We start from the raw sequence: 13,946 nt of genomic DNA, 5'->3' as shown, positions 1-13,946 counted from the left end.
GGCTCATGCCCTCGCGCGGGCGACGGGGTCAATCAGCCGGTCCCCGAGGAGAGCGCGAAAGAAGCGTTAAGACTGCCGCGCAGGGAATGCCGGTTGATCGGCTGAACCTGTGGTACCTGCCGCCTGCATTTTTTTCAGCAGGCGGGCCATGGGTGAGGCCTTCACCCGGCATTCCCTGCGCCCTCTCGATTCATCGAAGGGCCGTCGATCGCGGGACTCGGGCGTGATCAGCCGCGAGAGTGCGAACCTGCGCGTGGTTGTTTGAAACGTGGATAGCGACTGAGCAATCTCTCCATCATCTCCGACGATGGTGAAGAGTTCGAGGTTTGGTTCCGGTGGCATGATGAAGTTTCGGCCATTTGGAACCGGAACTGCAGGCGATCCCTTGGTGTTGATCGGCATCTCGAAAGCACTGGAGGAGAGACAATGATGAGAACCCGTCTTGCCGTTTCGCTGATCGCCACCTCGCTGCTGGCGTCGACCGCTGCGTTCGCACAGTCCACGACCGTCGAAGGTGCTGCCAACGGCGCTGCGGCCGGCGGCGCCGTTGCCGGTCCGGTCGGCGCCATGGTGGGTGGCACGGTCGGCGCCGCCGTCGGTGCGGGCCTGGAAATTCCGAACGCGGTGATCAACTCGATCGAGGCCGAGCGCGCGCCGTCGGTGGTCGTCCATGAGCGCGTCGTGGTCGGCGAGCCGCTGCCCGCCACCGTCGAGCTGCGCCCGGTGCCGCGCTACACCGAGTATCGCTACGCCGTCGTGAACGATCGCCGCGTGATCGTCGATCCGCGCACGCGCCGCGTCATCAAGATCATCGAGTGATCTGACGTTCTGACGGACAGGGGCCTCGTCGCATCAGCGGCGGGGCCTCTCGTCATGCGGTCTGCGTGCGGATCTGTCGGATGAGCCAGTCGATGGCCGCGGAGAGGCCGAATCCGAGGCAGGCGGCCGCGGCGTCGACGATGAAGTCTTCCAGCCGCGCGTGGCGTCCCGGCGCCAGGAACTGCGAGAGTTCGAGTGCACCGATCAGGATCACCGCAATCCCGGTGGTCAGCAGCCGATGACTGCGATAGGCGAGGCCGAAGGCAAGGCCGATCAGGATGAAGGCGAGGGCGTGTTCGCCGTCCTGTCCCAGGTGCGAATGTGGCCTATAGTTGGGCGGGCCCAGCGTTGCGAAGGCAACGGCTGCGGCGAGCAGCCAGGCCGAGAGGCGAATGACGATCATCATGGACGCTGCTTAGCACGTTCCGGGCCACGAACCGGGGTCACGGTCGCTTGAGGCACCGGTTTAGTTAACGTGGCTCGGAAGCCGGAACATGGCCTTCTCATCGTACCGCGAACAGCTTTCGTCCGGCGCCTCAGATCGGCTGCCGGACTCCCAGACCCTGCATGAAGCGCTCGCGGATCTGTGCCGGATCGCGCCTGGTGGCGCCCATACCGGGCTTGTCGTCGATCTTCGCCGCAATCAGCACCGGGCCGGGCGACTCGAGCGCAAGAGCGATCAAGCGTTCGAAATCTTCCTCGTCTGCGGCCCAATGGCTGGCGCCGATGCCGCAGCCGGCGGCAATGGCGACAATGTCGGCCTGCCGGGCCGAGGTCGGCTGGCTGCCGGTGATCTGGTAGATGCCGTTGTCCATGACGATGATGGCCAAATTCTTCGGCGCCAGCGTGGCAATCGTGGTCAGGCAGCCCAGTTGCATCAGCAGCGAGCCGTCGCCCTCGAGCGCGAACACCCGGCGTTGCGGCTGCGCCAGCGCGACGCCGAGCGCGATCGGGCAGGCCAGCCCCATGCTGCCGAGCATGTAGAAATTCTGCGGCCGCTGGCCGGCGGCCCACAGGTCGAAATTGGTGTTGCCGATGCCGCCGATGACGGCTTCCTCGTGCTTGAGCTTCGCGACCAGACGGCAGGTGAGGTCGTAGCGGTTCATGATCTTGGTGTTGCTGTGAGGGGCGCTCATGCGAACACCTTTCCGCCGGTGAGCAAAGGCGAGAGGATGAGCGCCACCGGCGCCTGGGTCGCCACCGCCTGCTTGATCGAGCGGTCGACGACGAATTCGAGCTCGTCGAGCCGCGTCATGGTGTGGTGCTCCATGGCCAGTGCATCGAGCACCGGCCGCATGGTCCGGCACACCAGCGCCTGGCCGACATTGAACTCGCCCAGCGTGCCGCGCTCGGACACGATCATGATCAGCGGGATCTGGCAGGGCACGATCAGCGAGGCCAGCACGTTGGCGAGCGTGGCGAAGCCCGAGGTCTGCATCAACAGCGCGCCGCGCCGGCCGCCCATCCAGGCCCCAGCGAGAATGCCGACCGCTTCCTCCTCGCGCGCCGTCGCAAAGGTCGTGAAGAACGGATCGTCGTGCAGGTTCTGGATCAGCGGCGTCAGCACCCGGTCGGGAACGTAGGGGATGAGGTCGACGGCGTTGTGCTTGAACGTCTGCAGCACGATCTCGTGCCAATTCGGCACAGCGGTTGCTGATCGCGCCGCATCGGCATCGGCGGCCATTGCTGTTCCTCCGGTCGTTCCTGATGGGGGCCCGGCGCACGGGGCTTGGCGCTGAGCTTGACGGCACCGGAACGATTGTCAACATGCCGGCCCGGCCGGTCAGGCATCCGCCTTTCAAGTCCGAAATCAAGAACCAAGAAGCCAGGAGGTCGGCTGTTCATGGCCGCGAATTCCAAGCGCGTCTTCTACGTCAAATACCTGGCCCACCCGATCTTCAGCGAGCTGCTCGCCGCGCGCCCCGACGTCCGGCTCGACCGGCTGGAGAACGAGAGCTCCGAGGCCGAGACGGCGGCGATCCTCGCGGCGGCTCACGCCTACCAGATCGGGGCGGCCCGCGACGAGCTCGCGCCGCGCTTCCACGTCGATGCAGACCTGCTGCGCCGCGCCCCAAACCTCCTCGTCGTGTCCAGCAACGGGGCCGGATACGACCCGGTCGACGTCGACGCCTGCACCGAAGCCGGCGTCCTCGTCGTGAATCAGTCCGGCGGCAACGCCCATTCGGTGGCGGAGCACACGCTCGGCATGATGCTGACCCTGTCGAAGCGCATCATCCAGTCCGACCGCCGGCTGCGCCGGGAGCGCGACGTCAACCGCAACGATCTGATCGGCAACGAGGTGCAGGGGCGGACGATCGGCATCGTCGGGCTTGGCAATGTCGGCCGCCGGGTGGCCGAGCTGTGCCGCGGCATCCTCGGCATGACGGTGCTGGCCTATGATCCGTATCTCTCGTCCGATGAGATCGCCGCACGCGGCGCGGAGAAGGTGGAACTCGATGACCTGATGCGGCGCTCAGATTTCGTCTCGATCAACTGCCCGCTGACGAAGGAAAGCCGCGGCATGATCGGTGCCCGCGAGTTCGCGCTGATGCAGCCTAGCGCCTATTTCGTCACCACCGCCCGCGGCTTCATCCATGACGAGGAGGCGCTGTTCGCCGCGCTCAGCGAAAAGCGCATCGCCGGCGCCGGGCTCGACGTCTGGGCCAAGGAGCCGCCGCCGCCGGACCATCCGCTGCTGCAGCTCGACAACGTGCTGGCGAGCCCGCACACCGCCGGCGTGACGCGGGAGGCGCGACAGAACATGGGTCGGATCGCAGCCGAGCAGCTGCTCGACGCGCTTGACGGCGGGCGTCCGCCGCGCCTGATCAACCCCGAGGCCTGGCCGCGCTACAGCGCTCGTTTCCGCGAGGCGTTCGGAGTGACGCCCTCGTAGCCAGAAGAGAAGAGATTGCGGGGAGAAGATTTCATGCGTCGCAAGCTGCGACGCAGCAATAAATCTTCTCTCCAGGGCGGCTTCGGCGAAGCGGACATTGCTATTTTCGGAGCCGTCTCGACAGCCCAGTGGTGGCTGATCATTTTTCCAGGGGCGCCATGAGCTTAGGCCACGTTTTTCGCTCGGCGCGGAAGGGAAATTGGTCCGATGCGCCGGTTGAACGCCATCCTGAAGTCGACCCACGGCCGCGTCCGTCGCGCCGTCTCGGAGTTCGTCGCGATCGCCGCCGCGAGCCTGCCTTCGGTGGGCGCCTGAGCGCCGGTTCCACCGCTGCGTCAAATATTTGCATCGGCCGCTTGATATCGGTGAACAGCGGGAGGAGAAGCGCGGTAACATCACCTTCGAGCACTGCGTGAGAGGCAGGAGGTTGCATGTCGCGCTATGTCATCCATTTCATGAAGGACGTGCTGGGCGAGAATGGCCGCCAGTGCGAGATATGCCAGAGCACGTTGGAGGTTGAGGCCGACAGCGAAGGCGAAGCCGCAGAAATCGCAAAGTCCAGGTTCTGTAAACAGCAGGAGGTGCGCGACTGGTCGCTGCATGCCGACCGCATTGAGGTGAAGGCGGCCGACTTTCCGTCCTGACCTGCGGCTCAGCGGTCCATCCCAGCCGGTGCGTCGCTGGCTCCGGGGCCAAGCGAGCGCTGCACCATCACTGTGTCGCACCAGCGGCCGAAACGGTAGGCTACTCCCGGCAGCAGCCCCACCCTGACGAACCCGAAGCGCTCATGAATGCCGAGCGAGGCGACATTATCGGCGTCGATATAGCCGATCATCTGGCGATATCCGGCCGCGGCGGATGCATCGATCAGCGCCTGCATCAGCAGCCCGCCGACACCACGGCCGAGATGCTCATGGTGGACATAGATCGAATGCTTGACCGCGAACCGGTAGGCCGGCCGCTTCCTGAACAAGACGACATAGGCATAGCCCACGACTTCGCCGCGGAATGTCGCGACAAGATGTGGCAGCCGATGATTTCGCAGATTCTTGCGCCGCTGCTTGAGGTCGTCCGGCTCGGGCGCCCCGGAACCGGCGGCGCTGTCCTCGACCCCGCGGCGGACATGCCGCCGGTAGATCGAGAGCATGGCCTCGACATCCTCGTCGCGTGATGGCCTGACGAGGACCGGCGGCTCGGTGTCGCGAGCCGTGATCGCGCTGTCCATGGTTCGAATTACTCTGCGCAGACATAGGTATGGAGCCGGATCCGGCCAGCTTCGTCGATCTCCTTGTACAGCCCCTGGATCTCGACGTCGAAGCCGGGATAGGTGTTGAACGCCCGCTCGAACATCTTGAGGTAATCGATCATCGGCTTGGCGCGGTCGGATAGCCGCTCGCCCGGAACGATGGTGGCGATGCCCGGCGGATAGACCACGAAGGGGGTCGTCGCAATGCGGTCGGAGATGCGATCGATCGGCAGGTAGTCGACCTCGTTGCGCATCAGCGCACGCGCCGCCTCGCGTGGCGACATCGCGATCTCCGGCATGTGCTGCGGCTGAAACTGTTTCGCCTGCAGCGCGCTCACCTCGGCTTCGCGGTAGAAGCGGTGCATCTCGGCGCAGAGGTCGCGCAGCCGCAGCTTGCCGTAACGCGCAAAGCGCTTGCGGGTGAACTCCGGAATGGCGTCCTCCAGAAGCACGTTGTCATCGTGGAGCCGCTTGAAGGCGACCAGGCCGCTGATCAGGGTTCCCGCCTTGCTCGCCTCGACCCCCGGCGTCAGCAGGAACAGTAGCGAGTTGAGATCGTTCTTCTCCGCCACGATGCGGTTCTCGCGCAGATATTGCGCGACGATCGGAGCCGGGATGCCGTGATCGGCATAGCCGCCGGTGGCGCGATCGAAGCCCGGGGTCAGCAGGGTCAGCTTGTTCGGATCGGTCATTGCGAAGCCGGGGGCGAGATCCGGAAAGCCGTGCCAGGCCGCGCCCGGCGTGAGCTGCCACAGCGCGGTATCGGTCGCGAGCTGGTCGGTCGAAATCGCCTCCCAGGCCACGTCATGGCTAGCCCCGGGATTGGCCGCATCGGGGATCGACACCCGGTCCGGCACGAACGGCTCGAAGAACCAGCGCCGCGCCGGATCCTTCTCCTTCTCCTCGAATTCCCGGCGCATCGTCCTGATCTTCTTGCGCAATTCGATTCCGAGTCGGATCGTGTCGTCCCACAGCACCTCGCCGGAGCGGCCCTTCATCATCTGCGCGCCGACGTCCAGCGAGGCGAACAGCGGATAGAACGGCGAGGTCGAGGCGTGCTGCATGAAGCTTTCGTTGAAGCGGCGATGCTCGACCCGCCGCCGCTGGCCCTTGATGTGGCGGTCCTTGACGTGGATCTGCGAGGCCTGGGAGAAGCTCGCGAGCTGCTTGTGGGTCGATTGCGTGGCGATGATGCCGGGGGCGTCGGGTCCGAGCTCGCCGAGGCCCATGGCGAAGCGGCCGGCGTAGAGCGGGTGGAATTTCATGAAGCCCGCCCAGGCCTCGTCGAACATGATGTAGTCGCAGAGATGCCCGATCCGCTTCAGGATCATCTCGGCGCTGTGGATCGTGCCGTCATAGGTGCACTCCTCGACCACCGCGACGCGGAACGGCCGCTCCTTGCGCCAGGCGTCGGGGTCCTTGACCAGCGGGTTGTCGCGGATCTGCTGTCGCAGATGCTCTTCGTCCAGCAGATCCCAGCGCATCGGGCCGATCAGGCCCCAGGGGTTGCGAACCGTTGGGATGTAGATCGGGACGCCGCCCGAAATCAGCAGTGCGCCGTGATGAGCGGCCTTGTGGTTGTTGCGATCGAACAGCACGAGGTCGCCGTCGGTGACCAGGGCCCCGAGCACGACCTTGTTGGAGGTCGAGGTACCGTTGAGGACGAAATAGGTCTTCTCGGCGCCGAAGATCTGCGCGGCTTCCTTCTGCGCGCGCAGCGCCGGCCCCTCATGGGTCAGGAGATCGCCGAGATCGAGCACGGAATTGTCGAGATCGTCGCGGAACACGGCCTCGCCGAGATGCTCGACGAAGACCCGGCCGATCGGGCTGCGGCTATAGAACACGCCGCCATTGTGCCCGGGGCAGGTCCAGAGCTGGTTGCCTTCCTCGGCATAGTCGACCAGCGCGCCGAAGAATGGCGTCTTCAGTGTCTCGGCATATTGCTTCAGCCGGCTGACCAGGTTCTTGGCGATGAAGGCTGGAGTCTCCTCCGACAGGAAGACGTATCCGTCGATGAAGTCGAGCACCTCGACCGGCAGATCCTCGAACCGCTTGCGGCGGATCAGGAGGATGATCGGGAAGTCCAGTCCGCGACGGCGCATCAGGTTGATCAGCGACGCCGTCTTGCCTTCCAGGCCCTTCTTGCCCCAATCGACGACCATGCAGCCGATCGCGGCATCCGTCTGCACGGCGATCTCGGCGTCCTCCAGCTTGCGGGCGCGCACCACCTCGAAGCCCGAGCGCTGGATCTCCTCGATGATCTGGTTGAAGCGGAGCCCCGCAAGGTCGTCGGTCTCGAACACGGGCGCGGCGAACAGGAAGGTGAAGCGGCGGAAGTATTCCATGACAGTCTTTCGGGCTGGGTGGGCAGCCACCTGTCGTCACGTTCGATGACGCTTCGATGACAATAGGGCGCCTCACGGAGCTTGTCTCGGTCGCCTCGCAGTGGCAATCGTCCCGAACCCGAGTGATGCTGAAAGGATCCGTGGTGCTTCCCGAATGGATCAGCCTTGATTGTGTGGCCCCGTCCGAGCTCCATCGGCAGGCAGCGCTGGAACGCCAGGCCCAGTTGACCAAGCCGTTTGGCGCCCTTGGGCGGTTGGAGCAGGTGGCGGTCGATCTGGCCGCGCTGCAGGCGTCGGAACGTCCAGGGGCCGACCGGGTGCCGGTGGTGCTGTTCGCAGGCGACCACGGCATCGCGGCGCGCGGGGTCTCGGCCTATCCGCCCGAAGTCACGGTCCAGATGCTTCACAACTTCGCCCGCGGCGGTGCGGCGATTTCGGTGCTGTCGCGCAGCCTCGGCTGTCCGCTGGAGGTGGTCGACGTCGGCACGCTGGCGAGCGAGCCGGTGCCCGGCGTGGTCGTCGACAAGCCGCGGCGCGGCACGCGCGACTTCAGCACCGAGGCGGCGCTGACGCTGGAGGAGGTTGCGTTCGCGGCCGAAGCCGGACGGCGCGCGGTGGTGCGGCAGGACGATCACGCGCCGCAACTCGTGATCTTCGGCGAGATGGGGATCGGCAACACGACATCGGCGGCAGCGATTGCCGCCGCGCTGCTGTCATGCGCGCCCGCGGACATCGTCGGCAGCGGCACCGGGCTCGACGCCGACGGACGGGCCAGGAAGGCTGCGGTGATTGCCGATGCGTTGGGGCGATACGGGCTCACGGCGGGAGCGGCCGTCGCGGACGTCCTGGCTGCCGTCGGCGGCTTCGAGATCATTGCGATGGCCGGCGCGATCGTCGCCGCCGCGCAGCGGCGCTGGCCGGTGCTGGTCGACGGCTTCATCGTCTCTGTCGCGGCGCTGGTCGCCGTCCGCCTCAATCCCTCCTGCCGTCCGTGGCTGCTGTTCTCGCATCGCTCGGCCGAGCGCGGCCACGCCATCGTGCTCGACGCGCTCGGTGCCCGTCCGCTGATCGACCTCGATCTGCGGCTTGGCGAGGCCTCGGGCGCCGCCACTGCGCTGCCGATCATCCGGCTGGCCTGTGTGCTCCACGGGGGCATGGCCACCTTTGCGGAGGCCGCCGTCTCGGGAGCCAAGTCCTGATGCGGATCGATCTGCTGCGGCACGGGACGACAGGACGGGACGGCTATCTCGACGGCCGTACCGACCCGCCGCTCAGCGACCTCGGCTGGGATCAATTCCGGCGGCAGACGCGGAGCCTGATCTGGCACAGCGTCGTCAGCTCGCCGTTGGCGCGCGCACGTGCGGCAGCGGAGGATTATGCCCGGCAGACCAACTGTGCGCTGGACATCGATGCGGATTGGAGCGAGCTCGATTTCGGACGCTGGGACGGGCGGACGCATCGCGACATCGCCGCGGAGCCCGGAGGCGAAGCCTTGCTCGACACCTTCCATGCCGATGCTGAGGTCCGGGTGCCGGGCGGTGAGAGCTGGTCCGATTTGCAGGCGCGAGTGGCGCGCGCGACACATCGTATCCTTGTCCGGCCCGAGCCTGCGCCGGTTCTCGTGGTGACCCATGGCGGCGCCATACGCGCAGCGCTCTCGCATCTGCTCGGCTGGCCGCTGCACCAGCTGTGGAGCTTACGCATTCGCCCTGGTACGCGGATCACGCTCGAAGCCGGGCAGGGCGATGATGGTGTACCTTGGGGCGAAATCGTCGAGATCATCCAGCCATGATGCTTCGTGAATTCTGGATCGCATTGCAATTCCTGACACGGCTGCCGACACCGCGGGTCGCTGAGTTACGACCGGACGATCTGGCGCGGGCGTCGGTCTGGTTTCCGGCAGCCGGACTGGTGATTGGCGCCTGTCTGGCGCTGGTCGCCCGCCTTTTTCATGATGCCGATCCGTGGATCGTCGCGCTGACCGTGCTGGTCGCCTGGATCGGGATCACCGGCGCGCTGCATCTCGATGGGCTCGGCGACGTCGCCGATGCGTTCGGCGCCTCGCATGGCAAGCCGGAGCGCTTCATCGCCGTGCTTGGCGATCCCCACGCCGGCAGCTTCGCTGTCGTCGCGATATCCCTGCAGATCGCCGCGAAGCTGGTGCTGATCGCCGAGCTGGCGACGGGGCCGACGGCCTGGGCGCTCGTGCTGATCCCGGCCTGGGCGCGCTGGGGAACGCTGGTGTGCAACAAGACGCTGCTTTCGCTGAAGCCGGGGCTGGGGGCGAGCATCTCCAACAGCGTCGGCTGGAACGTCATCGTCGCCTGGGGCGGCGGACTCGCGATCGGTGCGCTCGCCGGCGCGGTACCGACGCTGGTTGCGATTGGTCTCGTTCCGGCGGTCGCGTTCTACTGGCAATGGCGGCTCGGCGGCATCACCGGCGATTGCCATGGCGCCAGCATCGAGGTCACGGAAACGCTGCTGCTTGCCGCCTGCGTGCTCGGTTAGAAGGCATCGCCGAGCGCCGGCGCCAGCCGGTGCCACTCGGACGCATTGCCCGGCAGGCCGAAGCGCAGCCAGCTCGGCTGAGCCGGAAAGCGCCGGACGTGGATGCCGTGCCGGGCGAGCCGCTCGGCGATGTCAGGCGCGTTCGGCGATGTGATCAGCCTGAACAGCGGCGTGCCGCCGATGACCGCGCAGCCGGCCTTGCTCAGAAGATCGTCGATGCGCTGACAGTCGTTCGCCAGCCGCGCGCGTGTCTGCTCCAGCCAAGCAGCGTCGGCCAAGGCCGTCGTTCCGATCGCGAGCGCAGGTCCGGATACGGCCCAAGGCCCGAGCTCGTCGCGGAGTCGGCGGACGACGTCAGCGGAGCCGATCGCGAAACCGAGGCGGACGCCGGCAAGGCCGTAGGTCTTGCCGAACGAGCGCAGCACGATCGTCGCCGGCGGCAGGTCGGCTGCGAGGCTGGCGTCGGCGGGACAAAGATCGATGAATGCTTCGTCGACGATCAGCAGGCCGTCGCGCCGGCGCAAGGTCGCGGCCAATCCGACCAGCACATCGCGGGGCAGCAGGCGGCCGGTGGGATTGTTGGGATTCACGACGACGGCAACATCAGCATCGGCGAGCGCATCGACATCATCGACCAGACCGACGCGATGCCCACAGCGGCGCCAGCACAGCGCATGCTCCTCGTAGGTCGGGGCGAGCACGGCAACCCTCGAGCGTGGGCGCAGCCGCGGCAGGATCTGCAACAGCGCCTGCGTGCCGGGCGCGGCAACGATCATCTCGGGCTGCGCCACGCCATAGCGCGCAGCGGCCGCTGTGTGTAGCGCGTCGTCTTCGGCTTGGGCCGGCAAACGCGCCCAACTTGCGGGCGGGATGGTCGGCACCGGGTAGGCTACGGGATTGATGCCGGTCGACAGATCGATCCACGGCCGCGGCGCGTCCGGGTAGCGACGGCTGATCGCAGCGAGATCGCCGCCATGAAGGATCGCTTCCGGCTGGTTCGCGCGCGTGCTAGTCGCTCTGTCGTCCATGTCTTTTCCTTCAGCTCCTTCAGCGGAGATCGATGTTCGTCTCTCTCGCGCTCACGGCGCTGCTCATCGAGGCGGCGGTCGGTTATCCCCAGGTCCTGGTGCAGCGGATCGGCCATCCCGTGATGTGGATGGGCGCGCTGATAGCATGGGGGGACCGCCGCTGGAACGGGGCAGGAGACGGCTTTGCCGCGCGACGAGCCCGCGGCGTCGGGCTCGTCTGTCTGCTCGTGGCCGGCATGATGACCGTCGGCCTCGCCGCAGCATGGGTCACGCAGGCGGTCGTGGGCGAGCCGGCCGCAACGATCATCCTTGGTGTGGCGGCAAGCAGCCTGCTGGCCCAGCGCAGTCTCGACACGCATGTCGCAGCGGTCGCGGAGGGACTGGAGCAGGAGGGGCTCGAAGGCGGCCGCAGAGCCGTAGCGATGATCGTCGGCCGCGATCCCGAGCGGCTGGATGAAGCCGGCGTTGCGCGGGCCGCGATCGAGAGCCTGGCTGAGAATTTCTCCGATGGCGTCGTCGCGCCCGTGTTCTGGCTCGTCGTCGGCGGGCTGCCGGGCATCCTGATCTACAAGGCTCTCAACACCGCCGACAGCATGATCGGTCATCTCTCGGACCGTCACCGCGCGTTTGGCTGGGCGGCAGCGCGGCTCGACGATCTCGTCAACCTGCCGGCCTCGCGCCTGTCTGCGCTGTGGATTGCAGCCGCTGCGGCCTGCATCCCGAGCGCCTCGGCCCCGGCCGCGCTGCGAGCCGTTGCACGTGATGCGTCGAAGCATCGTTCGCCCAATGCCGGCTGGCCGGAAGCGGCGATGGCCGGTGCGCTCGGACTGAGCCTGGCGGGGCCGCGCGTCTATCACGGCCATCTGGTCACCGATGCCTGGATGGGCGACGGGCGCGCCGATCTCGACGCGTCCGACATCCGGCAGGCCTTGCGGCTGTATCGGCTGGCCTGTCTGGTTCAGGCCCTGGTCGTCGCAGGACTCGTCCTGGTCAGGATCCTGTAGCCGCCACGGGCGGCGCGGGCTTGCTCGCCAATGCAAGGATACGGTCCACGTCAACGTAGCGCTCGAGATGCGCCGCGAGTGCATCCAACGTCGTGTCCACATCGATCTCATAGGAGAGGCCGCTGGTCGTCGCGCCGAGGCTGCGCAGCCAATGGCTGCGCAGGCCGTCGTCGGCGAACAGGCCATGCACGTAGCAGCCGGCTACCAGGCCATCAGGCGCGATGGCGCCATCGCGCCGGCCATCGGAGAAGGTCAGGAAGGGGCGCTGTGTCGCCCGTCCCTCCGTGTGGCCGATGTGCATCTCGTAGCCGCGGAACGAGAGCTTATCGTGCGTCAGCGTGCCCTGGACCTCGCGCAACGCCTTGTCATCGGTCAATGTCGTTTCGACGTCGAGCAGGCCAAGTCCCGCGACGGACTCGGGCGTGCCCTCGTGCCCATCGGGATCGCTGATCACACGCCCCAGCATCTGATAGCCGCCGCAGATGCCGAGCACGCGGCCGCCGCGGCGCAGATGCGCGATAAGATCGATGTCCCAGCCGACTTCACGCAAGGCGGCGAGATCGGCAATCGTGGCCTTCGAGCCCGGCAGGATCACGATCGATGCGTCGCCGGGGATCGGCGTGCCAGGCCGCAAAAACTGCAGATCGATTCCATCTTCCAGCCGCAACGGATCGAACTCGTCGAAATTGGAGATGCGCGGGTAGGCGAGGATGACGACCTTCGGTCGGTGTCCTCCGGACGATCCGCGTTCAGCGAGGCCGAGCACATCCTCCGCAGGCAGACGGCACGCATCCGAGAAATACGGAATGAGCCCGAGCGACGTCCACCCCGTCCGCTGCGCGATCTCGTTCATGCCCGATGCAAACAAGGCGGGGTCGCCGCGGAACTTGTTGACGAGGAAACCCGCCACGCGCGCGGCATCGTCGGGTGCGACCACCGTCTTGGTGCCGACCAGGCTGGCAATGACGCCGCCGCGGTCGATGTCGCCGATCAGCACCACCGGGATCTGGGTGGCCTGTGCGAAGCCCATGTTGGCGATGTCGCCGGCGCGCAGGTTGATCTCGGACGCCGAGCCTGCGCCTTCCACCAGCACGATGTCGGCCTCAGCGGCGAGGTGGTGAAAGCTGTCGAGCACGGCCGCCATCAGTTGCGGCTTCATCGCCTGATAGGCGGATGCCTTGGCGTTGCCGATGACGCGACCCTGGACCACGACCTGCGACCCGATCTCACTCTGCGGCTTCAGCAGCACCGGGTTCATGTGCACGGTCGTCGGCCGCCGCGCCGCGCGCGCCTGCAGCGCCTGGGCACGGCCGATCTCGCCGCCATCAGCGGTGACGGCGGCGTTGTTCGACATGTTCTGCGGCTTGAACGGCGCCACCTTGAGGCCGCGCAATGTCAGCGCGCGCGCGAGCCCCGCGACGATCAGCGATTTGCCGACGTCGGAGCCGGTGCCCTGGAACATGATGGCGCGCGCGCTCATGAGCCTAGTACTCGATGCCTTCCTGCGCCTTCACGCCGGCTGCGAAGTGATGCTTCACGAGGTTCATCTCGGTGACGAGATCGGCGGCCTCGATCAGCTCCGGCTTGGCGTTGCGCCCGGTGACGACGACGTGCAGATCGGGACGGCGCCCTGCGAGCGTGGCGACGACGTCTGCGATATCAAGGTGATCATAGCGCAGCGCGATGTTGAGCTCATCGAGGACGAGCAACCGGATCGACGGATCCGCCATCAGCTCCTTTGCCTTCGCCCAGGCACGTTCGGCCGCGGCGATGTCGCGCGCGCGATCTTGCGTCTCCCACGTAAAGCCTTCGCCGAGCGTGTGCCACGACACCTGGTCGCCGAACCGCTCGATCGCCTTGCGCTCGCCGGTTTCCCACGCGCCCTTGCCGAACTGCACGACGCCGATGCGAAAACCGCGGCCGAGTGCGCGCAGCATCAGGCCCCAGGCCGCCGTCGATTTGCCCTTGCCCTTGCCGGTGTGAACGATCAGCAGGCCCTTTTCGACGGTCTTCGAGGCGACCTCGGCATCCTGCACCGCCTTGCGGTTCTCCATCTTCGCCTTGTGGCGTGAATCGTCGGCGCTTTCGGTCATCGGCATGTCC

The 13,946-nt window shown here is 66.7% G+C and carries 17 protein-coding genes; 8 read left to right on the top strand and 9 right to left on the bottom strand.

Features of this window, described 5'->3' with window-relative positions:
• Nucleotides 1–66: 66 nt before the first annotated feature.
• Nucleotides 67–402, bottom strand: coding sequence for a hypothetical protein (locus QX070_RS24800; RefSeq protein WP_315739788.1), 336 nt, complete (start codon nt 400–402; stop codon nt 67–69).
• Nucleotides 403–429: 27 nt separating this feature from the next.
• Between QX070_RS24800 and QX070_RS24795 the strand changes: the two genes are divergently transcribed.
• Nucleotides 430–819 carry a DUF1236 domain-containing protein gene (locus QX070_RS24795; RefSeq protein WP_315718467.1) on the top strand — a complete coding sequence of 130 codons (390 nt, stop codon included), beginning with the start codon at nt 430–432 and terminating at the stop codon, nt 817–819.
• Nucleotides 820–871: 52 nt separating this feature from the next.
• Here the strand turns inward: QX070_RS24795 and QX070_RS24790 are convergent, their stop codons facing one another.
• From QX070_RS24790 to QX070_RS24780, 3 genes are all read right to left on the bottom strand, one after another.
• Nucleotides 872–1,225 carry a VanZ family protein gene (locus QX070_RS24790; protein WP_315739787.1) on the bottom strand — a complete coding sequence of 118 codons (354 nt, stop codon included), beginning with the start codon at nt 1,223–1,225 and terminating at the stop codon, nt 872–874.
• A gap of 130 nt (nt 1,226–1,355) precedes the next feature.
• Entirely contained in the window at nt 1,356–1,955 is a 600-nt protein-coding gene (locus tag QX070_RS24785; RefSeq protein WP_315739786.1) for a thiamine pyrophosphate-dependent enzyme, read from the bottom strand.
• Nucleotides 1,952–2,503: a thiamine pyrophosphate-binding protein gene (locus tag QX070_RS24780; protein ID WP_315739785.1), complete on the bottom strand. Its 552-nt coding sequence runs from the start codon at nt 2,501–2,503 to the stop codon at nt 1,952–1,954. Before QX070_RS24780 ends, QX070_RS24785 begins: the two co-directional genes overlap by 4 nt.
• A gap of 159 nt (nt 2,504–2,662) precedes the next feature.
• Between QX070_RS24780 and QX070_RS24775 the strand changes: the two genes are divergently transcribed.
• The 3 genes from QX070_RS24775 (at nt 2,663) to QX070_RS24765 (ending at nt 4,356) form a co-directional block, all read left to right on the top strand.
• The gene (locus tag QX070_RS24775) at nt 2,663–3,712 is read left to right on the top strand and encodes a hydroxyacid dehydrogenase (RefSeq protein WP_315739784.1); all 1,050 of its coding nucleotides are present in this window, start codon (nt 2,663–2,665) and stop codon (nt 3,710–3,712) included.
• Between the two features lie 33 nt (nt 3,713–3,745).
• Complete coding sequence (locus QX070_RS24770; RefSeq protein ID WP_315739783.1) at nt 3,746–3,874, top strand: hypothetical protein; 129 nt, start codon at nt 3,746–3,748, stop codon at nt 3,872–3,874.
• 269 nt (nt 3,875–4,143) lie between these two features.
• Complete coding sequence (locus QX070_RS24765) at nt 4,144–4,356, top strand: hypothetical protein (RefSeq protein WP_315739782.1); 213 nt, start codon at nt 4,144–4,146, stop codon at nt 4,354–4,356.
• An 8-nt stretch (nt 4,357–4,364) separates the two neighbouring features.
• On the opposite strand, the gene QX070_RS24760 is transcribed toward QX070_RS24765, so the two are convergent.
• Nucleotides 4,365–4,937 (bottom strand): GNAT family N-acetyltransferase, encoded by a 573-nt coding sequence (locus QX070_RS24760; protein WP_315739781.1) that lies wholly within the window; start codon nt 4,935–4,937, stop codon nt 4,365–4,367.
• Nucleotides 4,938–4,945: 8 nt separating this feature from the next.
• Nucleotides 4,946–7,303: an Orn/Lys/Arg decarboxylase N-terminal domain-containing protein gene (locus tag QX070_RS24755; RefSeq protein WP_315739779.1), complete on the bottom strand. Its 2,358-nt coding sequence runs from the start codon at nt 7,301–7,303 to the stop codon at nt 4,946–4,948.
• Between the two features lie 143 nt (nt 7,304–7,446).
• Between QX070_RS24755 and cobT the strand changes: the two genes are divergently transcribed.
• Genes cobT through cobS form a run of 3 tightly spaced genes read left to right on the top strand, consistent with a single transcriptional unit; the run spans nt 7,447 to nt 9,811 of the window.
• Entirely contained in the window at nt 7,447–8,502 is a 1,056-nt protein-coding gene (gene cobT / locus QX070_RS24750; RefSeq protein WP_315739928.1) for a nicotinate-nucleotide--dimethylbenzimidazole phosphoribosyltransferase, read from the top strand.
• Nucleotides 8,502–9,095, top strand: coding sequence for a histidine phosphatase family protein (locus tag QX070_RS24745; protein ID WP_315739777.1), 594 nt, complete (start codon nt 8,502–8,504; stop codon nt 9,093–9,095). Before cobT ends, QX070_RS24745 begins: the two co-directional genes overlap by 1 nt.
• The gene (gene cobS / locus QX070_RS24740) at nt 9,092–9,811 is read left to right on the top strand and encodes an adenosylcobinamide-GDP ribazoletransferase (RefSeq protein WP_315739776.1); all 720 of its coding nucleotides are present in this window, start codon (nt 9,092–9,094) and stop codon (nt 9,809–9,811) included. Before QX070_RS24745 ends, cobS begins: the two co-directional genes overlap by 4 nt.
• Here cobS and cobD read toward each other — a convergent pair.
• The gene (gene cobD, locus QX070_RS24735; RefSeq protein WP_315739775.1) at nt 9,808–10,839 is read right to left on the bottom strand and encodes a threonine-phosphate decarboxylase CobD; all 1,032 of its coding nucleotides are present in this window, start codon (nt 10,837–10,839) and stop codon (nt 9,808–9,810) included. The two genes, cobS and cobD, sit on opposite strands and share 4 nt — an antisense overlap.
• Nucleotides 10,840–10,871: 32 nt before the next feature.
• On the opposite strand from cobD, the gene cbiB reads away from it, so the two are divergent.
• The gene (gene cbiB, locus QX070_RS24730) at nt 10,872–11,843 is read left to right on the top strand and encodes an adenosylcobinamide-phosphate synthase CbiB (protein ID WP_315739774.1); all 972 of its coding nucleotides are present in this window, start codon (nt 10,872–10,874) and stop codon (nt 11,841–11,843) included.
• On the opposite strand, the gene QX070_RS24725 is transcribed toward cbiB, so the two are convergent.
• Entirely contained in the window at nt 11,830–13,323 is a 1,494-nt protein-coding gene (locus QX070_RS24725; RefSeq protein ID WP_315739773.1) for a cobyric acid synthase, read from the bottom strand. The two genes, cbiB and QX070_RS24725, sit on opposite strands and share 14 nt — an antisense overlap.
• Before the next feature lie 4 nt (nt 13,324–13,327).
• Nucleotides 13,328–13,936, bottom strand: a complete 609-nt coding sequence (gene cobO / locus QX070_RS24720) for a cob(I)yrinic acid a,c-diamide adenosyltransferase (RefSeq protein WP_315739772.1) — start codon at nt 13,934–13,936, stop codon at nt 13,328–13,330.
• Nucleotides 13,937–13,946 lie beyond the last annotated feature (10 nt).

This window comes from Bradyrhizobium sp. SZCCHNR1093 (genome assembly GCF_032381175.1).
Taxonomy (GTDB): domain Bacteria; phylum Pseudomonadota; class Alphaproteobacteria; order Rhizobiales; family Xanthobacteraceae; genus Bradyrhizobium.
Note: the sequence above shows the minus strand (reverse complement) of the source record. Positions and strands in the feature narration are given on the sequence as shown.